Source organism: Nostoc sp. DSM 114159 (genome assembly GCF_053470285.1).
In genome coordinates, this window is sequence record NZ_JBPFEH010000001.1 from 6,479,370 (window position 1) to 6,501,512 (window position 22,143).

Consider the following 22,143-nt stretch of genomic DNA (forward strand, 5'->3'; position numbering starts at 1 on the left):
CAATTTCAGCTTACCATTTCGTCTTTCCCCTACAGCCTACACCCTGTTTTGGTCAAAAAATTTCAACCAGTCAAGGTAAATTGGGACTGTCTAATTATTGCTGGATAGATGATACAGTCTAATGTCTCGTTGCCACCTGAGTATGTTCTTCGTAAGGCCAAGCCTTTTGATATGTGGTTAATAGTATTTTTTGTGTTTAAAGCAAAGCTAGATCCCAGTCAACTCAGATGGCAGCAATTTTGGGTCATTGAATGTGATGGGCATTTAGTAGCCTTCGGGCAGATCCGAAACTTTCACTTAGCACAAGAACTAGGTAGTTTATTTGTTGCACCAGCTTGGCGAAACCGTGGTTTGGGGACTGTTCTAGTGCAGCATTTAATTACTCAAGCTAGTCAACCGCTTTATTTAAAATGCTTAAAACATCAATTGGTGAATTTTTACATTCAAAGAGGTTTTGTATCCGTTAACTTTCAAGACTTACCACCATCCCTCAAGTCTAAGTTTGGACTATCTCAATTACGAAAGAGGTTAACAAAATCTTTTGTACTATTTATGAAGTATAAATATTCTAACTGAGCGCTTATATATTCCCTCAATCCAGTGAAAGATTAGCCTATCCTGTAAGAGGCGCGTCCATGCTTCTCTAGATATTGCTGATGATACTCTTGCACTCTGAAGAAATGACAGCGTTTTTCAAGTAATTGAACTACACTACTCGTCACTCAATACTTTTCGGATAAATCCAACAATCTCTCTTTTGGTCTGGGTAAAGGTTAATGGGTTTGCGGGAAAAGGTAAATATCAAACCCTTTCCCTTTTCCCTTTCCCCCAAAACCCAAAAAGTATTGACTCGCTACTCCCTCTAAAATTGTTAGAGTAAATAAAGTTATGAGGACGCAAATATGACTGACAAAAATCGTTCTCAATGGGACTTAGGCAGGTTTATCGAAACCCTGACTTACTTTGAGGTGATTCCTTTCCTGAACTGGGTACAGCAATTAATCCAAGGTCGTCCTAAGGATAATCAATATAAACCCAATGGAGGAAGAAATGTGGGTGTAATATTAGTAGCAGGTGCAACAGGTGGTGTCGGTAAACGAGTTGTGGAGCGATCGCTCCAACAAGGTTATAAAGTTCGCGCTTTAGTTCGAGACATTGACAAAGCGCGGTCAATTCTTGGTAATGATATCGATTTAGTAGTTGCGGATATCACGCAACCAGAAACTTTAACTCCTTTAGTTCTTTCTGATATCCAAGCTGTAATTTGTTGTACAGCAGTACGCGTACAACCAGTTGAGGGAGACACAGCAGATAGAGCTAAATACTATCAAGGTGTTAAATTTTACCAGCCAGAAATTGTTGGTGACACTCCCGAAAATGTAGAATATCAAGGAGTAAAAAACTTAGTCCAAGCGGCAGCAAAATATCTACCTCAAGCAAAGGAAAAACTAATATTTGATTTCACCAAGCCATCAGCAGAATTAAAGGATAGCTGGGGAGCGTTGGATGATGTTGTCATGGGTGGCGTGAGTGCTAGTAATATCCAATTATTAGAAAATACAGCTTTATTTGCAGGTAATGTTTCCACTGCTAACTCTGGCGGATTTGCTTCTGTCAGAACGAAAAATTTTGATCCACCTTTCAACTTATCTAGTTATGAAGGTGTGAAATTGCGTGTCAAAGGTGATGGTCAACGCTATAAAATCTTTCTGCGGACAGATACAACATGGGATGGTGTTGGCTACAGCTATTCTTTTGATACCGTAGCTAATACTTGGATAGATATTCAAGTTCCCTTTGCAGATTTGATTCCCGTATTTCGGGCAAAACTTGTCAAAGATGCGCCGCCAATTGAGCAAAGTAGAATTTGCTCATTTCAACTGATGTTGAGCAAATTTGAACATGATGGCGCTTTAAATCCGAAATTTTCCCCAGGTAGTTTTACTTTCCAGTTGGAATCAATTAAAGCTTATGGGGGGGCAACTTTACCACAATTTATCCTCGTCAGTTCAGCAGGTGTCACTCGTCCTGGTCGTCCTGGCATTAATTTAGATGAAGAACCCCCAGCAGTGAAATTAAATGACCAATTGGGAGGAATTTTAACTTGGAAGTTGAAGGGAGAAGATAGTTTAAGAGAAAGCGGAATTCCTTATACAATTATTAGACCTTGTGCCTTAACTGAAGACCCAGGAGGTAAGGAATTAATATTTGAGCAAGGTGATAATATTAGAGGCAAAATCAGTCGTGAGGATGTGGCAGAACTTTGCGTACAAGCGTTAAAAATAGGAAAAGCGTCTAACGTCACATTTGAGGTTAAGCAGGGAGAAAATACTGTCAATATCGATTGGCAGAGTTTATTTTCTAATTTACAACCAGATAAGAGATGAAATATCTACAGATTTTTAGTCTGTAAATTATCTCAACCAACTCTGGTTAGATAGACTGTTCTAACAAGTCAGCTATTGGTATGAAAAAAATCAAGGTGTTAGTAATCACCGGGATTTTAGCAACAATTATCTGGGGCAGTTTTTTTTCTAAAACTGCCTCATCGCAGCAAGTAGAGTCCCGCATCTACAATCTGGAAGCGGATTTGAATCGTGTTGAGTCGCGGTTAAATCAGCTAGAGTCTCAGTTAGGTAGAACTCGCCAGTCTCCATCTTCAAGAACAACACTTACCCCACGACAGTCAACTGGTTCTAGAAGGAACTTATCACAACAAGATCCGATGTTCGATCGGCTTGCAACTTTGGTGATTGAATTGAAGCAACAAGTTAATAAATTAGAGGAGCGAGTTGCTAAATTAGAATCGCGTTAAATATTTAATCAAATTTTAAAAGGCTAGTACCGCAAGGCGGAATTAAAAATTAAAAATTAAAAATTAAAAATGAACACATTAAGGTGAGAGACGCGATGAATCGCCGAAGGTGAGAGACGCGATGAATCGCCGTCTCTACAATAATCAGTTTTTCGTGTTGACGGCGATTTATAATTTTCATCAAAAAATTTTAACCGAACCGTATTGAGCTATTTTTGGACAATTTTCACCTGCAATTCTTGTAAAAGTTCAGTGCTAATGGGTGATGTTGCCAGAATTGGATGCTTAATACCTCCCCAAATACTTCCAGTGCGGATACGATGGGAAACTAATATTTCAGGAATTTGACTAGAGATTAAAACTTGTGGTGGTGTAAGTTGACCGATGGCTCTCGCCCTCTTGTAATGATACGATTCTGATAGAGCCAGATCCAGTTTTTGAGCGATTATTTCTGGGGTTTGTGTTGCCGAATCTAATAATAGAATATAGTGCGGAGGATCGGTAATTGGCATCAAGCTTTTAAAATTAGTTTCTTGCAAGTTCAGTAGAGTTAGAACATTATTTACAAAGGTTTCTTGCAACTTTTCGCCTACCAAATCGCTAATGGCTTGATATCGTCCGAGAAACTCTAAACAGGGAGTGTGGCGATAGTAATGAGTTACCCGAATGCGATCGCCAATTCGATAACGATACAAACCCCCTTTTTGAGATAAAATAATCGTGTATTCCTTGCCAATGTTGAGTTCATGTAAACCATACAACGAACCAGCATCGTCCTCGAACTCGAAAAATACTTCATCCAGAACCGGCACACATCCCCCAGCAACAATCAACGGAATCGTCATTGGTGCTTCCGTTGCAAGTAGTCCTTTACCTTGAACTAATACGTCTGGAAATTTTAATCTTAATCCTTGCGCTTGGTCTGCTGCATTGGCGCTATCCCAGCAAGAAATCAGCTTCAAATTTGGCCAGAGTTGCATCCAGGGAATATTACTTTCGCACAGGTTTTGCAACCGATGATGTGAAATCCGGTTGTGTAATTCTCCTCGTAACAAATCTTGATTTTCTTGAATATATTTTAAATGTACTTGTAGAAAACTAGGACTCCAAATAGAGATAATTTCTAGTTTTTCAGCCTCTAATAATGCCAAAGCCAGTTGATGTTTAAACAAGTTCGCATCATGTAGCCGATTAAGTTTATTTGGCATCACCAACCAAGGAAGCAAAAACCAACGCAACCAGCCATCTAAGTAATCTAAATCATCTTGTAAAGTTTGACTATCAGCTACATTTAATTGCGGCGATATACAAGCATAAAGTTTGCCTGTAGAAAACTTCGGGCCATGTACAATCAGATCGTGTGCCCATACACAAAACATCTGATTAAACGATCGCCGCAAAGATTGAGTATAAGGAATCCATTTTACTGCTCCACTACTACCAGAGGTTTTTTCGTAGAACAAAATGGGTTCTGGTGTCAGGAAAATTTGCTGCTGTTTTTGATTTAAGTAAGGTTCGAGTGTATCATAATCTACAATTGGTACGCGCTGCCAATCGTCTATAGAATGAATTCCCAAAGTTTTACCATACTCACTTTTGATTAGGCGATCGCAAATTTCCTTCTGTACAGATATCTGCGTTAACTCTGGGTTATCCAAAGCTTGATGAAATCGCCTCGCAGTTGGCGCAAGGATTTGCCCAAAAAGCTGAATAATCGGACGCATTATTGCACCTTTTGATTAGGATAAAGGTTACTGACTGCTGGTACATAAGAACCATCACAAATGACTACACCAGCAGCAAGATTAGATCCGGCTCCCACAAAAACATTGCTGCCAATCTTGACTTTTTTGACATACAACATTAAATTTTGCTTACGGGGTTTAATGACGTGAGAATAGATACCGACACAATGCCCGATAACGACGCGATCGCCAATTTCTAATAAACTGCGATCGGCAATTTCTAAACTTGGTGTCCAGTATACATCTCGCCCCACTTTAGCACCCCACAATCGCAACCAACAGGAAAACACCCCTGGAATCAACCGCAACACTGCTTCCAACACTGGAATTGCAATAAAAATTACTTGGATTTGATGACTACCCCACCAGGAATTATATTCTTTATTTTGTAGATAACTAATACCTTCCCGCACAGGATAAACCCATTCGTGCAAGCGGTAAACTAGCACTGGTAGCCCATAAATAGACAGGAACACCCCGAAAATACTGAAGATGTTGGGTGAATAAGCGAGATAGACTATTGCTGCTCCAGTTAGCAATAATACAAAGGCGGGAAAAAACAACAGAATTTTACTTAGAACAGTCATGAAAATGGAAATAAAAGTTTTTGGAACAAGTTTAATGAGCTAGAAATTCCGATTGTAGATGGCATTTTTTTGCTTTCATAATATGTCCCATGTAACTTATCCCAAATTTTTAGATTAGCCCCATAGTTATAATTATGGATTTCACAGCAATGATGCCAAGCATGATCCTGTGGCAAGATTAACCAAGAAGATAAAAATTGATAAAACCAGCTATTTTCAGGAATTATCAAACGGCTATGTCGCCATAAATCTAAGGCAGAAGTTAGACTTACTCCAAGTACATAACCTGTAGGATCGGCTAAAAGATATAAAAATAAAGTGTGTATCCATAAATAAATAATTAACAAACTTGTCCAAAGTGTGTTGCGAGATGTTCCTAATACATCCATTTGAGTAACAGTATGATGAACTTGATGAACCTTCCACAAAAAGTTTGTATGTAATAAACGATGATTCCAATAATATAAATAATCAATTACAACAAACCCGATCAGAAAACTTGGAATTAATGATAATTTTAAATCCCCTTGCTGAGTTGGTAATAAATGTTGATAAAGCCAATAAACTAAAGTAGCTTGTAGTAAGGGAATCAAAATTCCTTGAATCATTAGCCCTGTACCATCTAGTAACCAATCTTCATGGCTTTTAACTTGAAGTTGAGTTCTGCCAATTTGATTGCTAATAGTCCAACCAATTAATCCGATAAAAGAGCCAAAAATTAGTAGTTGTGAAAAAGTTTGTATTTCCACTTTTGATTACTCACACTGATATTAGACTTCTTACAAAAGCCGGGGTAAAGGTGAAAGGGAAAAGGGTAAAGAAACTCAAAATCCTCCCCTTTAACATGAGTCCCTTTTCCCTCTCTTGGAAAAATATATTTTTGCAAGAGACTTCATGAGTGGAACTCACAAGGAACAATGAAAATACTTCTTCCTGTTCCCTATTCCCTATTCCCTATTTTCAAGGCGGGTCTATTAAATTTAGCAACTAATTGTCCTGTCTGGTTTACTTGCTGCTGACGGTTGAATAAATCCGGTAGCTGCTGGAGTAATTGTTCGGGATTTTACACACATTTCCTATAATAAAATGCGTTCAGTCGGTGAATACCCTAAAATTTGGTATGTTACTCATGCTCAGACGCAAAAGCCGCCGAAAAATTTCCTCAGTAGCGATGCTTGTGCTTGTTATATGCTTTACTCTGGTAGGTGTGCGTTCATTTGGGCAAACAATTATGACATCAGCACCCCAACTGCTCACCGACCCATTTTTGCAACTACCAACTGCAACTTCAGTGCAAGTAGTTTGGTTTACTGAATTTGCTGGTGTTAATCACACAGTAACCTACGGGGAAAATCTCAAACAAACTGCTAGAGCAAGTACTACCAAACTCAGTCGCACGCGTGAAGACCAACAATCAAGAGTTGCAAACCAAACCCAAGACGGACAAGTTTATCAAAAACCTGTCCAAAGGGACATTTGGCGACATGAGGCTGAGGTAACTGGGTTAACTCCTGGTGTGCGGGTTAACTATCGTGTCACAAGTGTGCAAGAAGACGGCAAAAGTGTTGACAGTGATGTTTTCAGCCTTGCAGCTACTCCTAAATCAGATACACCACTTAAAATTCTACTGACCTCAGATCATCAATTAAAGCCGATGACAGCGGCAAATCTGCAAAAGGTGGTAGAAACAGTGGGACGAGTCGATGGCGTGTGGTTTGCCGGTGATTTGGTCAATGTTAGCGATCGCGCCTCAGAATGGTTTGATGATAATGGTGGTGGTGCGTTGTTTCCCGGTTTACAAGGTCGTGCTAAATATGAAATGTCACACGACGGTGTAAAGACAACCTACACTGGCGGACAAATAATTCAACACGCACCCATGTTTACTTGCATTGGCAATCATGAGGTGATGGGGCGGTTTGCTAGGACAGGGAGTTTAAATGATGAATTTGATGATACAATTCCCCGTGTTGTTGCTCAAAGAATCTATCCAGATAAATCTTTAATCGATAATTCTTTTAATACTAATACCTACGAAGAGATTTTTTCTTTACCAAAAAGTAAAGAGGGTGAAAAAAGGTATTATGCAGTTAGTTTTGGTGATGTGCGTTTGGTGGTACTTTACATTACGAATATGTGGCGGACTCCCAAATTAGATGGAAAGCGCAAGGGTAGATATCGAGAAGCCGAAAATAATTTAAATAATCCTGAAGATTGGGGTTATGGACAGGTGATTTATGAGCCAATTGCTAAAGGCAGTAAGCAATATAATTGGCTAGAGTCGGAACTTAACAGCCGTGAGTTTCAACAAGCAAAATACAAAGTTGTGATGTTCCATCATCCACCCCATACTTTGGGTGATAATATAGTTCCTGCTTATACAGAGCCAGTACAGATAATTGAACGGGATAGCGACAATATCAAAGCAGTGCGTTATGAGTATCCTAAAGACGCAGATTATATTATCCGCGATGTTGTCCCAATACTTGAAGCGGCTAATGTGCAATTAGTATTCTATGGACATTCTCATTTATGGAACCGCTTTGTTAGTCCCAGTGGAATGCATTTTTTGGAAACATCTAATGTAGGCAATACTTATGGTGCTGCTTGGGGTGACAGAAAACGAGAAGTCCCAATTGGATATCAAGAGGATTATGTTAAGCTTGGCGATCCCAATGAATTAGAACCGATAGTGCCAACAATTGCCCCCTTGCTGGGTGAAGATGGGAAGCCGATGCCTTATATTGCGAGTAATGATATTACGGTTTTTAGTATCTTTGATACGGGGACGGGTACGATTAGTAGTTATCGTTTTGATACTCGTAAGCCTGATTCGGAAGTATTAAAGTTTGACGAATTTAAGTTGAATCCCCAATGAGTTACTGACGAGAATATGAAAGCGTAAGGACAATTTAAATAAACTTGTTGTTGAATAAGATGAATTACAGCGGTTTTCAGTTGAGTAGACTACAAAGATAATAAACTAGAGAGGCAGTAAAAATACTCATGTAACTTATGCCTGCTGCCTATTCAACTGATCTACGCCAACGTGTGATAGAGGCTTATAAAGCGAATGAAGGTTCGCAACGACAACTCGCCGACCGTTTCAAAGTAAGCTTGTCGTTTGTTCAACGGTTGATACGTCGCCATAGAACCACTGGGCAAGTAGCTCCCAAGCCTCATCGAGGTGGAGCGATCGCCAAAATAACAGTTGAGAGTTTACCAATAGTGCAGCAGTTAGTAAATGAACAGCCAGATGCTTTATTGGCAGAATTATGCGAGCGCTTCGTGGAACGAAGTGGATTAACAGTCAGCGTACCAACCATGCACCGCGCAGTTCATCGCTTAGGATTGACCACTAAAAAAAACGCTATATGCTAGTGAGCAAGATAGCCCACGAGTCGAACGGATGCGTTTTGAATATCGAGATTGGGTACTGGGCGTTGATCCACACAATTTGGTGTATGTAGATGAGTCTGGTCTTAACTTGGGGATGACGCGACTTTATGGACGTGCTTCTAGTGGTCGACGGTTGTATGATTCTTGTCCTCGGGATCGAGGACAAAACATATCCTTAATCGAGGCACTGAGTTTGGATGGACTGATTGCTACGATGAGCATTTCAGGTAGTGTCAACACCGATGTATTTCTGACCTATGTTCAGGAGATTTTAGCACCTCAATTGTGGGCGGGAGCCGTTGTAGTGATGGATAATTTGTCAGTGCATCATGCACAGGTGATTCAAGAAGTAATTGAATCTGTGGGTGCAAAAGTTGTATTTTTGCCTCCTTATTCACCTGATTTGTCCCCCATCGAATTATGCTGGTCAAAACTGAAGCAGTGTTTGCGTACCGCAAAAGCTCGAACCCACCAAGCTCTTAACCAAATTTTAACCGAGATTGTTACTAAGCAAATCTCATCTGATGATGCTTGGGGCTGGTTCGCTCATTGTGGTCTATTCATATGAAAACCGCTGTAAGCCGTCAAAGTCAAACAATAAAAACTTTTTAGGTACTTTCTCGGTATCTGCTTTGCAATTTTTTGCAATATAAAGCAACAGGCTAATCATTCGTGGGCAGGCGGAAAACAAAGCCGGGGGAGCAAGGTGACAGAAATAAAGACACCGAGAGATTCGACGATTCGGAGACTATTTGCACTATCGATGAACCAATGTGCATTTCCAAGCTGCACTAATGCCATCATAGATTCCAGTACAATACTGGGCGATGTGTGTCATATATGTGCCCAGAATCCTGGTGGTCTTCGATACAACGCACAACAAACCTCAGAAGAAAGACATTCTTTTGAGAATCTAATTCTTCTTTGTAAAAACCACCACAAAGTGATTGACGCTAAGGAGAACCTTCATAAATACACCGTCGAATACTTGACACGCATAAAGGCAGATCGCGAAGAAAACGCAAGGAAAGCAGAAATCGAAGTGTCTGCATTGTCTGATTCCCTGGTCGCCGAACTTCAAAAAACGATGGAAAGTCACTTGCAGACAAGTGTTTATATGGACTTTCACGGTGCACAACTGAAAGCAGGTGGAGAAGGTGGGTATTTTGGCGGTGCTGGTGGCGAGGGCGGAATAATCAACATAGTCGGTGTTACTCCAGCGGGATTTCACGAACCAATAGACCTCCACGGAGGAGAAGGGCAGGTTCCCGGTGGAGGAGGCGGTGGTGGTGGCGTGGCTACTTATAGTGGTCGTCCGGCAGACGTGGATGATCTTGAAAATGGACTCCAGATATCCACCATTTTTCTTGCCAATGCGATTCAAGTACAAGGTCTATTTTCTGTACTTGGCGGTGGGTGGGCGTACTATGAGGTTCCGTCGCTGCCATACAATCTGCAACTAAACCTGCTCTGCATTGTCGAAACTGGTACTATCCCAATAAACACAATGCTTCGGATTGACTACTCTGTTCAAGATGCCGAAGGTCATACTGCTTTGATCTCTCATTCTGATTTATCGATATCACAGACGACTGCTCTAGTACGTCGATGGTGTGTTCCGTTATTCCTGCCTTTAAAAGTAAACTGCATTGGTATATGGCGTATCACGGTGTCTTCAGGGTTGCTCCCGTTAGCCAGTCACGACATCGAGTTTCGCCTAGCAGGTTGAGGCAGACAACGTTGAAGCACAACCCTCCTATAGGAGGGTTTGTTTGTTTAAAAATTTTGGCTCATAAACTAGCGATCGCTTCGGCAACTCGCCTAGAAACAAAAGGCAAAATATCCCGACTTTTAGCCTGGGCTTTCCCTTCAGTAAATACCACTAAAAGATAAGGGCGCTGTTCTGGTAATTCAATATACGCTGCATCATGGCGAACTTGACTTGTCCAACCTGCTTTTGACCAAATTTGAGCATTTTCAGGCAGTCCACCGCCTAAGAAACCTGTCACCTGATTTTCCTCGGTGTCAGTGGGCAAATCTTTGAGAGGACGTTTCAGTAAAGCCATCATGGCTTGCGATCGCGCGCTTGAAACTGCCACTCCACCGACAATACTATGCAGTAACCTAGCGATCGCATTTGTAGTCAACATATTGCGATTTTCTAGTAACTCCCCCACAAACGCCCGTTCCCGCCCATAAGGGCCATCACCCCAAGTTTTTTGACAGACGTTAATTGTCTCCAATTCTTCCCAAGCTAAAGATTGGTAATAGCGGTTAACAATATTACGCTGATATTTCCAGGTTTCAAAGGGGCCAATTGGTAATTCTGGCCCTGATGTAGTGCCACTCAAAATATCCACAACCAAGCTGGTAGCATCGTTACTAGAATCGACAATCATATCCTGCAAAGCTCGCTCCAACTCCTTGGAGGTTTGACTCATACCTTTTTCTAGCCATTCGTTTACCGCTACCAGGTAAAATAGCTTGACTACACTGGCAGGATAAATCCGCTCAACACCGCGATAAGTGAAACCACGAACTGGGTGATCCCAAAAAGCGTTGGGAGTCAGCGCCCCACCAGTATTTACTCGCACTGGTGGATCGTAAACAACCCAAGTCAAGGCAATTTGGTTTCGCGCTAAGGTTGGAAATGCTGCCCAAGTTGCATCTAAAATGCCTAACCCAAGATTTTCGAGTTGTTCGTCTTTATTAAAAAAAATCATTCTCTGATAATGTCCTTTAATCTAAAATCCAAAATGGTTCGACCGAGCGAAGCCGAAGTTCAAAATCCAAAATCAGGGGAGTATCAGTGTTTAGCTGACCTGAATTTATATGATTCTCCTGAATGTACGCGTTTAGCAACTCAAGCTGCATCTGGGAGACATTTGTGGCTAACATCAAATCATCAAAATTCGGCGGTTGAGGTGTATTTATGTGAAGATGACTATCCGGGATGGCTATCTGTTTCAGATTTTGATTCATTACAATCTGCTACTGTACCTTATCAGGCTGCAACATTTTCTGAATCGGAGATTAAAAAACTCCTAGCAGAGATTATCGCCTTTACCCAAAAAGCGATGCAACAATCAAATTATTACCTTTGGGGTGGTACGGTTGGGCCAAATTATGACTGTTCTGGGTTAATGCAGGCGGCGTTTGCTTCGGTGGGTATTTGGCTACCTAGAGATGCCTATCAACAGGAAGGATTCACTCAACCAATTACGATTGCAGAATTAGCAGCCGGGGATCTGGTATTTTTTGGAACTAGGCAAAAAGCCACCCATGTCGGGCTTTATTTGGCGGATGGTTATTATATCCATAGTTCTGGGAAAGAACAGGGACGGAATGGGATCGGAATTGATATTCTCTCGGAACAGGGAGATGCGGTTAGTCAGTCGTACTATCAGCAGCTGCGAGGTGCTGGTAGAGTTTTTAAGAGTTACGAACCACAGAGACGCTGAGGATGCTGAGGCTTATGAGGAGTGGGTTGATCGATCAAGGGGTAATGGGGGAAAATGGGACGATTTCAGCAATTGTCCCAGATGTTTCGGTGGTAGTACCAATACATGACGAGGTGGAGAGTTTGCCGCTTTTACTAGAAGCGATCGCCTCTACTTTATCTTCTAGTCAGGTAAATTATGAAATCATTTGTGTGGATGATGGTTCTACAGATGGTTCTGGGAATTTTCTCAAAGAACAGGCGCAAATCCGCACTGATTTAAAGGCGGTGATTTTGCGCCGCAACTACGGACAAACTGCGGCGATGGCTGCTGGATTTTATTATGCAGTCGGTAAAGCGATCGTGACTTTAGATGCCGATCTCCAGAACGATCCGGCTGATATCCCGATGTTATTAGCAAAGCTGGACGAAGGTTACGATTTGGTGAGTGGTTGGCGACAAAAACGCCAAGATGGGGCTGTAAATCGGTTACTTCCTTCCAAAATTGCCAATTGGCTAATTCGCCGCACCACTAGCGTGAATATTCATGACTATGGTTGTTCGCTGAAAGCTTATCGGGCAGAACTTTTGGCAGATATGAACCTCTACGGAGAATTACACCGATTTTTACCCGCTTTGGCGTACATCGAAGGAGCTAGAATTACCGAAATACCTGTACGTCATCACGCCCGCCGCTTTGGTCGTAGTAAATATGGAATTTGGCGGACTTTCCGGGTATTGATGGATTTGTTAACCATTCTGTTTATGAAAAAATTCCTCACCCGTCCGATGCATGTTTTTGGGTTGTTGGGCTTGATTTCCATGTTTTCGGGAACTGCGATCGGAATTTACTTGACTTTCGTCAAATTGGCTTTAGGTGAGATGATTGGCAATCGCCCTCTGCTGATTTTGGCAGTTTTGCTGCTACTAACAGGAGTGCAGTTGTTTTGCTTCGGACTTTTAGCAGAATTACTCATGCGTACATACCACGAATCCCAAGGACGGCCTATCTATCGCGTGCGAGAGGTGGTAGCAAAAAATGTTAAGTAACGTAACAATAGTAGTCATTGGTCATTAGTCATTGGTCATTAGTTCATTGGTCATTGGGCACTTGCTACTTAGTGAAGTCGTTGGCGCAGCCTCTCGTAGAGAAGTATTGGTCATTGGTCATTAGCAAATAATTAACAATAAATATTGGTTGACTCTAGACAAATGACAAAGGACAAATGACAAAGAACAAATGACAAATGACAAATGACAAAGAACAAATGACAAATGACAAATGACAAAGAACAAATGACAAATGACAAATGACAAAAAACTAGTTAAATTGCATCTACCTTGAAAGCATTTAATACATTTAATGCCGAACTGCGGCGTAACCTGCTTATTTTATTTACAGCAGGTTTATTATTCTGGTCGAGCCTGTCTTCGCTCTTACCAACTCTACCGCTTTACATCGATGATGTGGGCGCAAGCAAGCAAGAAATTGGTCTTGTTATGGGCAGTTTCGCCATTGGGTTATTGCTATCTCGCCCGATGCTGGGACGATTAGCCGATGAACGCGATCGCAAAATTGTCTTGTTGATTGGTACGATTGTAGCTGCGATCGCACCTTTTGGTTACTTGTCAACTAAATCAATTGGGCTGTTGATCCTGGTGCGGATTTTTCACGGCATTAGTATTGCTGCTTTTACCACTGGCTACAGTGCCTTAGTTGCAGATTTAGCACCCGCCGAGACTCGTGGTGAAATCATTGGTTACATGACCCTAGCAACTCCTATTGGTTTAGCAATTGGCCCTGCCTTGGGTGGGTATTTAGAAGCTACAAGTGGTTACGGAATATTATTTCTGTTATCCGCCGAATTGGCTTTTGTCGCCCTCTTGGGGATTTTACAAGTTACGAATCCGCCAGTGCAAACGCCGGAGCAGACAGAGGGAGAAGATCGCAAATTTTGGCAAATTTTGTTCAGCCCACGGGTGAGAGTTCCAACTATAGTTATGTTGCTGGTTGGTTTGTCTCTTGGTGCTGTACATACCTTTGTGTCGTTGTTCCTCAAATCCACTGAGGTGGACTTCAATGGCGGACTATTTTTTACAGCTGCGGCAATTTCTAGTTTTAGTATCAGGATATTTGCTGGCAAAGCAAGCGATCGCTTCGGGCGTGGTTTGTTTATTACCTTTGGGATTTTTTGCTACATTTTGGCGTTAATACTGCTGTGGCAAGCTGACAGCGCGATCGTTTTCTTACTGGCTGCGATCGCTGAAGGTGCTGGTGGTGGTACACTGTTCTCGATGATGATTACCATGATGGCAGACCGTTCGCTGCCGCAAGAACGGGGGAAAATTTTTGCTATCTGCATAGCTGGACTCGATTTAGGAGTTGCGATCGCTGCTCCTCTTTTGGGTATCATCGCAGAACTTGTAGGCTATCGCGATATGTTTGGCTATGGTGCTGCGATGACTTCTCTAGCACTTATCCTCTTCCTCACCCGTTCGAGCAAAAACTTATCCAACTCACTGCGCTTTGCACTAGGTCTAGCTCCAGATGCCTACGCCTTGAAAAACTTAAAAGTTAGGAGTGATGAAATTTAATTCCTCACTCCTAACTTTCAACTCTTGTACAGACGCGATTAATCGCGTCTCTACTTTTAAAAACGGGCGAGGAGGGATTCGAACCCCCGACACCGTGGTCCGTAGCCACGTGCTCTAGTCCACTGAGCTACACGCCCTCACCGACAATATATATTAACACGTTTTAACCAAATGGCGCAAGATAATTTTCCAGCTAATTTTGCTTCCTTAACCCATCTAGATCCCCAAGGACAGGCACAGATGGTTGATGTGTCTGATAAAGCACCCACAATTCGCCAAGCAGTAGCCGCTGCCAATGTGCGAATGCTGCCAGCCACCTTCGCTGCCATTCAAGCCGGAAATGTGCCAAAAGGGGATGTGTTGGCAACTGCAAGATTGGCTGGGATTATGGCAGCCAAGCAAACAGCCAATTTAATTCCTCTGTGTCATCCGTTGCCTTTGCAAAAAATCGCAGTTGAAATCATACCCGTTCCCCAACTACCGGGTTATCAAATTCAAGCCGCAGTCAAAACCAAAGCTGAAACCGGTGTAGAGATGGAAGCCTTAACTGCCGTTTCTGTCGCTGCCTTGACTTTATACGATATGGCCAAAGCTTTAGAAAAGTCGATTCAAATTGAATCAATTCGTTTAATAAGTAAGAGTGGCGGGAAATCAGGAGATTATTTGTCGGCAGAGTAATAAGCTATTGGGCATATTAGGTGACAGGTGACAGGTGACAGGGAATAATAGACCTCTTGCAAAAGTAACTTTTGCAAGAGGGGTTAAAGGGAAAAGGTCAAAGGGAAAAGGGTTTTTATTAGCCCTTTCCCCTTTAACCCTTACCCTTTTCCCCACAAATGCCAAGAATTCTAATCTGTACCCTGTACCCTATTTCCTTCTTCATCTCCACTTGCAATTCAATTATGACTGGTTCTAGAAGTCTAATAGCAACGACTGCACTAAAAACCTTAGAATGAGTAGGGTGTATTTAAATCTGTAACAAATATTTATGCCTCCTCGTTGGCCTCGCAAACCCGATCGCAAAGACCCTGATTACCGCAAGATTGATGACCGAATGAATTTTGCTTTGCATGTAGCGATCGCTGCTACGATTAATTCTGGCTTATGGTTTTTTCATATTTTGAAAAGCACTACCTGGGACTGGCTGCCATTGTTTACTGCAAGTTGGACAGGAATAGTATTAGTGCATCTGATTTATATTAGTGCGATCGCTAATTACAGCGAAACTCCACCTAAATCCACCTGAAGACGGATTACTGATGCTGGGGCGATTGTAACCTGTGGTAGTAGAATCAGCCTATTAATTGAGCGATAATGTAAAAAGCTTGAGATTTCGCACTTTTTCTTAACGTAGGGTTATTTTTATGGCAAAGACTAACACCACAGAACTACTGGAAGCCCTAGCAGCTGAAATTGGCGAAAATGTCTACATAGACATTGCCAAATGGCATCTTTATTTATCTAATGCCAAACTGCACACCCTTGTTGCTGAACAGTTGTATCCCTTAATTACTTCCAACAATGTAAGTGAAGATCGAGTTTTAAACGTCTTGAAATCAATTACAGTCAAAATTGGCGGCGGTAGAAGCGAACTACCTTTAAGTGATTTACTGCCACTGCAATGCCAAGTAACATTAGTTGATATTTTAGAAAAATATCAACGCGAAATCTAATATCTACAACCAAGATTATTTGAATTAGACAATTTTCTCGGTCAGTATTTCCTGATTGGATTTGAAATGCTGAATTGAGGATTATTTTGTTGCGCCAATTTTATAAAGATAAAAACCACAGAGACACATAGATAAATTTGGTGTAATTTATGTGTTCATATCTGGTAAAAATTTCCTTTAACAATTAAGGAATCTCGACCTTCTAAATTGGTTGAGATGAGAATGAGTTTATCTTAAACTTGCTCTTAACTTTCATGCAAACTTATTGAGGCGATTTCTATGCTTTTACAAGTCAAAGATAGCGGTGAATTAGTAAAAATTGTTGAAATTCAAGAATTAATTGACCCGAATACTGATGTTGTTCGGGCAAAAGACCAAGAAGGTCAAGAAGAACAGCAACCTGAAACTTTTAAAAAACAAAATCTTGTTTTTCCTTCAGGTGAAGTTCTACCACGCTGCTGGATAGATGCTGACTATAGACACGGTAACGGTTAATGATTTAAAAATGAGATAATTGGTAATGGAAGTAAACTATTAGCAATTATCATTAGTAGGGGCGCACAGATGTGTGCCTCTATTGCTATGTGGTAGTTGATGGTACTTCTTGTTCTGCTAATGTCGCCTTTTCATTCTGCTGAAACTTTGGGAAAAATCTCTTAGTAATCCAGTCAGTTAAAATGTGAGATAGTAATCCTAACGGCCCAGCGAACAAAGATAAAGCCAGAGAATGAATTGTCCAAACACCTGTTTTCTGTCCTTCCCAATAAATCCAGCGACCGACGAATAAATCCATCACTAAAAAATGAATCCAACCTGTTGCCGCAGCTGTTTCATCTGCAAAAAACCGTGCAATATCAGCTAATTGAGGATTCGATAAAGCTTGAGCATTTTCTGGAGTAATGCTGTTAATAAACAAATATAAATATGTTCCTGCTAACAGCACAAAGGGTAGATATGATGACATTATCCACCGTGTAACTTTCCAGTTCGGCAATAAAATCATCAACGCCCAAAATGGCAATACGAAAAGATTGGCAACGTTAAATATTTGAGAAATCGTCATATATTTGTAAAGTGAAGGTTGAGGGTTTAAGTTAGGAGTTAGGAGTTAGGAGTTAGGAGTTGAGAGTAAAAAATTCCGAGCTTTGAGTTATTGGTATTATTTTTGATTTGGAGTTAGCTAATACACAATAGCGAAATAAATTTACCATTATAAGTTGTTATAAGCCGCATAATAATCGATAGACAATGGTAAAGTTTCCTTGTTAAAGGTAGGAATGGCACTAAGTTAAAATACACCCCTTGCCCTGACTGGTTCCCAGCCTCCAGGCTGGGAACCCATTCTGGGAGGCTCTGCCTCCTGTTTCTTGACCAGAGGCAGAGCCTCTCTGAATACATTCCCAGTCTTAAGACTGGGAACGAGACTAACGAGACTAGACAAGCCTTTGGGCTTTTCTTAGTGCCATTCGTTAAAGGCAGGCAAACTTTCGCCACAGTGTATTAGTTCCACTTAACTCCTAACTCCTAACTCTTAACTCCTAACTTATAAAGCTACAAGCTGCGATTCAATTTCTGAAGAATTCAAATCACGTCCGATGAAAACTAAGCGCGTCTGCCTAGCTTCTTCTGCTTTCCAGGGGCGATCGTAAAATTTATCAAATCGGGTTCCCACGCCTTGCATCACTAAGCGCATGGATTTATTAGGCACTGCGACAAAGCCTTTAATCCGATAAATTTCTTGTTGTTGTACCAATGTTTGCAACTGCTGTTGCAACTTTTCGGGGTCAAAGGTACGATCCAAAATTAAATTAGCTGAAGTAATTTCTTCATCGTGATTGTGGTCTTCTTCGGTATCGTGATGACTAGGACGAGAATCTAAATTGTCTTCAACTGCCGCTTGAAATCCTAATAATATAGATGTGTCTAGTTGAGAACGGTCGCTCTCGACAATTTTCACCACTCTGGGCAACTCTTGCTTAATCAATTCTTCAACTCTGGCTTTTGTCTCTGCATCTACCAAGTCAATTTTATTTAACACCACCAAGTCTGCACAAGCAAGTTGGTCTTCAAACAATTCTTGCAAGGGTGTTTCGTGTTCTAGATTATCATCTGCTTGTCGCTGGGCAGCGATCGCCTCTGGATCGCTAGCAAATGTCCCGGCTGCAACCGCCGCACAATCTACCACGGTAATCACCGCATCTACAGTGGCGGCGTTACGAATTTCCTGCCAACGAAAAGCTTTCACCAGCGGTTTTGGTAAAGCTAAACCAGAGGTTTCAATCAAAATGCAATCGATGCTATCTCGCCGCTTGATTAACTCTTGCATCGTCGGGTAAAACTCTTCCTGCACGGTGCAGCATAAGCAGCCGTTGGTTAATTCAAAGATATTAGTGTCACCATTACCATCTTCAGGGCAAATTTGACAAGATTTTAACAATTCACCATCAATACCGAGTTCGCCAAATTCATTGACTAAAACGGCAATACGCCGTCCTTCGTTGTTTTGTAGCAAGTGGCGAATTAGGCTGGTTTTTCCACTACCTAAGAAGCCTGTGATTACTGTGACAGGAATTTTCGTAGCCATATTTTTGCCTGATTTACTCAGTATGGTAAGTTTTACGGGTTACAAACTTAAATACTGAGATTAAGCTTGGTTTGAAGATTTACTTAGTTATTTTAAGCTGAAAGTCTATGGTAAACCTGAAAATATTCCCGTTTTTGTTGAGTTTAGGTTTGGCTTTAATTTTGCAAATCATTGTGGCACAAACGGTAGAGGAGTTGGAACAAAAAGCAACATCTGCCGAATAAGTGAAAAATTATGAAGAAGCCGCTAATATTTGGCGGAGTTTGATTGAGCGGGATGCCAAATCAATAAATTTATCAGGGGTAAAGCATTCTGGTAAATGTTAATTCTGAAAGCTTCACCCCAGTAGAAAATCCTGCAATTACAACCAAGGATGGCGCGGGGGATAGACACCGTTGAGGAAGTAGTTGCCAACAGCGTAGTATTTCCAACGCACGGGATCGTGGAGTGTGTGAGCGCGGGCATTTCGCCAGTGGCGATTGTAGTTGAATTGCTCCAATGTGGACTTAGTACCTGCTAGTTCAAATAATTTGTTGGTAGCTAGTAATGCTGCTTCGGTGGCTAAGGCTTTGGCTTCTGCAACTGCGATCGATGCTTCAACTACCTTGGGTTCTTCTAAGCCTGACTCGTTGGCGATGTCAATAAATTCGCCTGCACGACGCAGCAATGCTTCAGAAGCGTGAACCTGAATTTGGACATTGCCTAAGTTATAGAGCGTCAGGGGGTCTTCGTAGCCTTTTTCTAAATTGCTGTCAACCCAAGGGCGAGTATGGTTGCGGACAAAGTAGATGGTGTCACGGACTGCGGCTTTAGCAATTCCCACGTCTACGGCAGCTTGGATGATTTGAGCGATCGCACCCATTGGTGTTGCTCTCTCAAAGGCTAAGTAGTGCGGAATCACGTGTTCTGCCTTAACTTTCACATTTTCAATAATAGTAGTGCCGCTAGCAGTGGTACGCTGTCCGAAGCTTGTCCAATCATCGAGTAGGGTTAATCCTTCGGCATCTCTTTCCACAAATGCCACCACTGTCTTACCCTCTGGATTACTGGCAATTACAGGAACCCAATGTGCAAGTAATGCCCCAGCAGAGTAGTATTTGCGTCCGTTGAGTACAAAGTCAGAGCCATCTGGTGTTAATTTTGTTTGGACATCAGTCACAGACTTAGTGCCAATTTCCGAGAAGGCGTTACCAAAGCGCTTACCTTGGAGAACCAAATCAAAGAAGAATTTCTTCTGCTCATCTGTACCATCCAAGCGGACTGCTTCCACCATATAGAGATGGTTTTGAGGAATTTGACCGAGGCTAGAGTCGGCTTCGGAGATGATTTTAACTACTTCTGCGAGGGTGGCATTGGATACAAAAGCACCGCCATACTCTTTCGGGACTGTAATTCCCCACAATCCGCTCTGGGAGAACTTTTCTACTTCCTGGGCAGGTAAACGCCGATTTTGGTCGCGTTCTGAGTCTCCCTTGGCAAACTCAGCTGCTAATTCGTGAGCGATCGCGATCGCTTCTTTGTCATCTTGAATAATATGCGCCTTCTGGTCAGCATCAATTACTGATGTCATAGTAAAACTCCTTGATTGTGATTGAGTAACTCATAATCGCCACTACTATGAGACAGCCTTTGGATTTTTCTTAGTGCCGTTCAGATATAGCTGTTATCTACAACAGCTTCAATCCACAAAACCCGCTCCTACAGAGTATGTTGCTGTTAATCTACACTCCAACCAACTCATCAGCTGTCCGAGGATTAGCTTTAAATTGGCGCACAATTGGTATTACTGTCTTACCAAATGCTGGAAGATCATCTGTGTAGTGTAAGAAGCCACCAAGAATTAGATCGACTCCCGCTTCATGGAACTGGCGAATCTTCTCAGCTACTTGTTCAGCCGTGCCAATCAACCCCGATCGGAAGCCATCGTTATACTGCACCAAGTCTTCAAAATTGGAATTCGCCCACATTCCCTGACGTTCGCGAGTTGAAGCTCCCGCCTGTTTCACCGCTTCGCCAAATCCTTTCACCGCTTCCACATCAGCTTGGGCAATAATATCGCGCAATACTTCATGCGCTTCTGCTTCCGTATCTCGCACGATGATAAAGGAATTCAAACCAAACTTAATTGTGCGTCCTTCAAGACTCGCTAATTCAGACACCTCTGCAATCTGCTCTTTCACGCCTTCTATGGTATTGCCATTCATGAAATACCAATCAGAGACGCGGCCAGCCATGCACCGCGCTGCTTTGGAGTTACCACCTTGGAATATCTCCGGGTGAGGATTCTGATTAATTGGTCTAGGCTTCACCCAACCGCCGTTAATGCGGTAAAAGTCGCCTTTAAAGTGAAACTCATCCTCAGTCCACAAACCTTTGAGAACGCGGATAAATTCTTCTGAACGACGATAGCGTTCGTCATGGTCTAACCAATGTTCGCCATATATAGTGAATTCATCTTTGAACCAGCCGCTAACTACATTCAGAGCAAACCGACCGTTAGAGAGAAAATCAATACTAGCACCCATTTTGGCAACTACTCCCGGATGCCACAATCCGGGGTGAACTGCCGCAATTAGCTTTAATTTCTTGGTGACTGGAGCCAACGCTGATACGGTTGTTAATGCCTCTAGCTGGTACTCAGCGCCGTAGCTGGCGATAAATCTGGCTTGTGCTAGAGCGTATTCAAACCCGACTTCTTCAGCTGTTTGAGCCAGTTGAGCATTGTATTCGTAAGTCCAATCTGTCCGTTGGGGAATTTTACTAACAACTAACCCCCCGCTAACGTTGGGAATCCAGTATGCAAACTTAATATCTACCATAATTGTGCGTTTGTAATTGAAACTGCTTGGTTATTTCTCTCACTTTGCAAGTGATGTAACAAAGCCTAATTTGTTATCGCTAACAAATCAGCCAAAACTCGATCGCGCAAAATTTTAGTCAAAATCGAAAGCTTGAGAGCGGCTGGAAACTACTCTGAATTTACAAGTAGACAATTTTCTGATGGTGGTAATATATCATAAATCTATCGTATTACCGTAGTTTTAATGAATCAGATTTGAGCGCGACAATTTTTTCGATGTCGTGACTCGATATACTTAAATTCCATTTCCGTATTCCAAAATGGAATACTGCCGACTTTTGCTGAGTATTTAATTATTTTATATTTGCAGCTTATCAGCCCGATTCAGTCAGAACTTGACAAAGCATCAATACTATTCGATCTCGCGATCGATAAATGCTTCTCGTGTATCATCTGCAACTATACACAACAGAAATAAAAAGAGGGGAAAAGGTTAAAGGTTAAAG

Annotated in this window: 22 protein-coding genes, 1 tRNA gene and 1 pseudogene; 15 read left to right on the forward strand and 9 right to left on the reverse strand. The window is 41.8% G+C overall.

Annotation, left to right across the window (positions count from 1 at the left end; translation table 11 throughout):
* Positions 1–108 precede the first annotated feature (108 nt).
* The 3 genes from ACR5KR_RS27355 (at position 109) to ACR5KR_RS27365 (ending at position 2,815) form a co-directional block, all read left to right on the forward strand.
* Positions 109–576, forward strand: coding sequence for a GNAT family N-acetyltransferase (locus ACR5KR_RS27355; protein ID WP_445628382.1), 468 nt, complete (start codon positions 109–111; stop codon positions 574–576).
* Positions 577–902: 326 nt separating this feature from the next.
* On the forward strand, positions 903–2,387 hold the full coding sequence (locus ACR5KR_RS27360) for a CIA30 family protein (protein WP_448268660.1): 1,485 nt from the start codon (positions 903–905) through the stop codon (positions 2,385–2,387).
* A gap of 80 nt (positions 2,388–2,467) precedes the next feature.
* Positions 2,468–2,815 (forward strand): hypothetical protein, encoded by a 348-nt coding sequence (locus tag ACR5KR_RS27365; RefSeq protein WP_448268661.1) that lies wholly within the window; start codon positions 2,468–2,470, stop codon positions 2,813–2,815.
* A 209-nt stretch (positions 2,816–3,024) separates the two neighbouring features.
* Here the strand turns inward: ACR5KR_RS27365 and ACR5KR_RS27370 are convergent, their stop codons facing one another.
* The 3 genes from ACR5KR_RS27370 to ACR5KR_RS27380 are packed head-to-tail and all read right to left on the reverse strand — an operon-like array spanning position 3,025 to position 5,896.
* On the reverse strand, positions 3,025–4,539 hold the full coding sequence (locus tag ACR5KR_RS27370) for a GH3 family domain-containing protein (protein WP_448268662.1): 1,515 nt from the start codon (positions 4,537–4,539) through the stop codon (positions 3,025–3,027).
* Positions 4,539–5,147: an acyl transferase gene (locus tag ACR5KR_RS27375; RefSeq protein WP_448268663.1), complete on the reverse strand. Its 609-nt coding sequence runs from the start codon at positions 5,145–5,147 to the stop codon at positions 4,539–4,541. The genes ACR5KR_RS27370 and ACR5KR_RS27375 overlap by 1 nt, the downstream gene beginning before the upstream one ends.
* Complete coding sequence (locus tag ACR5KR_RS27380) at positions 5,144–5,896, reverse strand: sterol desaturase family protein (protein WP_448268664.1); 753 nt, start codon at positions 5,894–5,896, stop codon at positions 5,144–5,146. The genes ACR5KR_RS27375 and ACR5KR_RS27380 overlap by 4 nt, the downstream gene beginning before the upstream one ends.
* Positions 5,897–6,378: 482 nt before the next feature.
* Here ACR5KR_RS27380 and ACR5KR_RS27385 point away from each other — a divergent pair, with 482 nt between their 5' ends.
* The 5 genes and pseudogenes from ACR5KR_RS27385 (at position 6,379) to ACR5KR_RS27405 (ending at position 10,275) form a co-directional block, all read left to right on the forward strand.
* Positions 6,379–8,025: a metallophosphoesterase gene (locus tag ACR5KR_RS27385; protein WP_448270351.1), complete on the forward strand. Its 1,647-nt coding sequence runs from the start codon at positions 6,379–6,381 to the stop codon at positions 8,023–8,025.
* A 137-nt stretch (positions 8,026–8,162) separates the two neighbouring features.
* Positions 8,163–8,528 carry a helix-turn-helix domain-containing protein gene (locus ACR5KR_RS27390; RefSeq protein WP_448265194.1) on the forward strand — a complete coding sequence of 122 codons (366 nt, stop codon included), beginning with the start codon at positions 8,163–8,165 and terminating at the stop codon, positions 8,526–8,528.
* Positions 8,529–8,556: 28 nt separating this feature from the next.
* The gene (locus ACR5KR_RS27395; protein WP_448268665.1) at positions 8,557–9,114 is read left to right on the forward strand and encodes an IS630 family transposase; all 558 of its coding nucleotides are present in this window, start codon (positions 8,557–8,559) and stop codon (positions 9,112–9,114) included.
* A gap of 195 nt (positions 9,115–9,309) precedes the next feature.
* Positions 9,310–9,486 (forward strand): annotated as a pseudogene (locus ACR5KR_RS27400) (HNH endonuclease); the annotation flags it as partial.
* 177 nt (positions 9,487–9,663) lie between these two features.
* Positions 9,664–10,275 carry a hypothetical protein gene (locus ACR5KR_RS27405; protein WP_448270442.1) on the forward strand — a complete coding sequence of 204 codons (612 nt, stop codon included), beginning with the start codon at positions 9,664–9,666 and terminating at the stop codon, positions 10,273–10,275.
* A gap of 61 nt (positions 10,276–10,336) precedes the next feature.
* Here the strand turns inward: ACR5KR_RS27405 and ACR5KR_RS27410 are convergent, their stop codons facing one another.
* On the reverse strand, positions 10,337–11,269 hold the full coding sequence (locus tag ACR5KR_RS27410) for a serine hydrolase (protein ID WP_448268666.1): 933 nt from the start codon (positions 11,267–11,269) through the stop codon (positions 10,337–10,339).
* 9 nt (positions 11,270–11,278) lie between these two features.
* Between ACR5KR_RS27410 and ACR5KR_RS27415 the strand changes: the two genes are divergently transcribed.
* From ACR5KR_RS27415 to ACR5KR_RS27425, 3 genes are all read left to right on the forward strand, one after another.
* Complete coding sequence (locus tag ACR5KR_RS27415; protein WP_445628392.1) at positions 11,279–12,007, forward strand: C40 family peptidase; 729 nt, start codon at positions 11,279–11,281, stop codon at positions 12,005–12,007.
* Between the two features lie 14 nt (positions 12,008–12,021).
* Positions 12,022–13,035 carry a glycosyltransferase family 2 protein gene (locus ACR5KR_RS27420; RefSeq protein ID WP_448268668.1) on the forward strand — a complete coding sequence of 338 codons (1,014 nt, stop codon included), beginning with the start codon at positions 12,022–12,024 and terminating at the stop codon, positions 13,033–13,035.
* Between the two features lie 291 nt (positions 13,036–13,326).
* Positions 13,327–14,580 carry an MFS transporter gene (locus ACR5KR_RS27425; protein WP_448268669.1) on the forward strand — a complete coding sequence of 418 codons (1,254 nt, stop codon included), beginning with the start codon at positions 13,327–13,329 and terminating at the stop codon, positions 14,578–14,580.
* 63 nt (positions 14,581–14,643) lie between these two features.
* On the opposite strand, the gene ACR5KR_RS27430 is transcribed toward ACR5KR_RS27425, so the two are convergent.
* Positions 14,644–14,717, reverse strand: a tRNA-Arg gene (locus ACR5KR_RS27430).
* A 34-nt stretch (positions 14,718–14,751) separates the two neighbouring features.
* Here ACR5KR_RS27430 and moaC point away from each other — a divergent pair.
* The 4 genes from moaC (at position 14,752) to ACR5KR_RS27450 (ending at position 16,748) form a co-directional block, all read left to right on the forward strand.
* Positions 14,752–15,258 carry a cyclic pyranopterin monophosphate synthase MoaC gene (gene moaC / locus ACR5KR_RS27435; RefSeq protein ID WP_448268670.1) on the forward strand — a complete coding sequence of 169 codons (507 nt, stop codon included), beginning with the start codon at positions 14,752–14,754 and terminating at the stop codon, positions 15,256–15,258.
* Positions 15,259–15,568: 310 nt separating this feature from the next.
* The gene (locus ACR5KR_RS27440) at positions 15,569–15,826 is read left to right on the forward strand and encodes a hypothetical protein (protein WP_445628396.1); all 258 of its coding nucleotides are present in this window, start codon (positions 15,569–15,571) and stop codon (positions 15,824–15,826) included.
* A gap of 118 nt (positions 15,827–15,944) precedes the next feature.
* Positions 15,945–16,253: a DUF3181 family protein gene (locus tag ACR5KR_RS27445; protein WP_445628397.1), complete on the forward strand. Its 309-nt coding sequence runs from the start codon at positions 15,945–15,947 to the stop codon at positions 16,251–16,253.
* 279 nt (positions 16,254–16,532) lie between these two features.
* Positions 16,533–16,748 (forward strand): acetyltransferase, encoded by a 216-nt coding sequence (locus ACR5KR_RS27450; protein WP_448268671.1) that lies wholly within the window; start codon positions 16,533–16,535, stop codon positions 16,746–16,748.
* An 85-nt stretch (positions 16,749–16,833) separates the two neighbouring features.
* On the opposite strand, the gene ACR5KR_RS27455 is transcribed toward ACR5KR_RS27450, so the two are convergent.
* The 4 genes from ACR5KR_RS27455 to sfnG all read right to left on the reverse strand — a co-directional run bounded on the left by ACR5KR_RS27455 (position 16,834) and on the right by sfnG (position 21,656).
* The gene (locus ACR5KR_RS27455; RefSeq protein ID WP_448268672.1) at positions 16,834–17,316 is read right to left on the reverse strand and encodes an ABA4-like family protein; all 483 of its coding nucleotides are present in this window, start codon (positions 17,314–17,316) and stop codon (positions 16,834–16,836) included.
* A 480-nt stretch (positions 17,317–17,796) separates the two neighbouring features.
* Entirely contained in the window at positions 17,797–18,837 is a 1,041-nt protein-coding gene (gene cobW, locus ACR5KR_RS27460; RefSeq protein ID WP_445628400.1) for a cobalamin biosynthesis protein CobW, read from the reverse strand.
* A 361-nt stretch (positions 18,838–19,198) separates the two neighbouring features.
* Positions 19,199–20,407 (reverse strand): SfnB family sulfur acquisition oxidoreductase, encoded by a 1,209-nt coding sequence (locus ACR5KR_RS27465; RefSeq protein ID WP_448268673.1) that lies wholly within the window; start codon positions 20,405–20,407, stop codon positions 19,199–19,201.
* A 151-nt stretch (positions 20,408–20,558) separates the two neighbouring features.
* Positions 20,559–21,656 (reverse strand): dimethylsulfone monooxygenase SfnG, encoded by a 1,098-nt coding sequence (sfnG, locus tag ACR5KR_RS27470; RefSeq protein WP_448268674.1) that lies wholly within the window; start codon positions 21,654–21,656, stop codon positions 20,559–20,561.
* Positions 21,657–22,143: the final 487 nt, after the last annotated feature.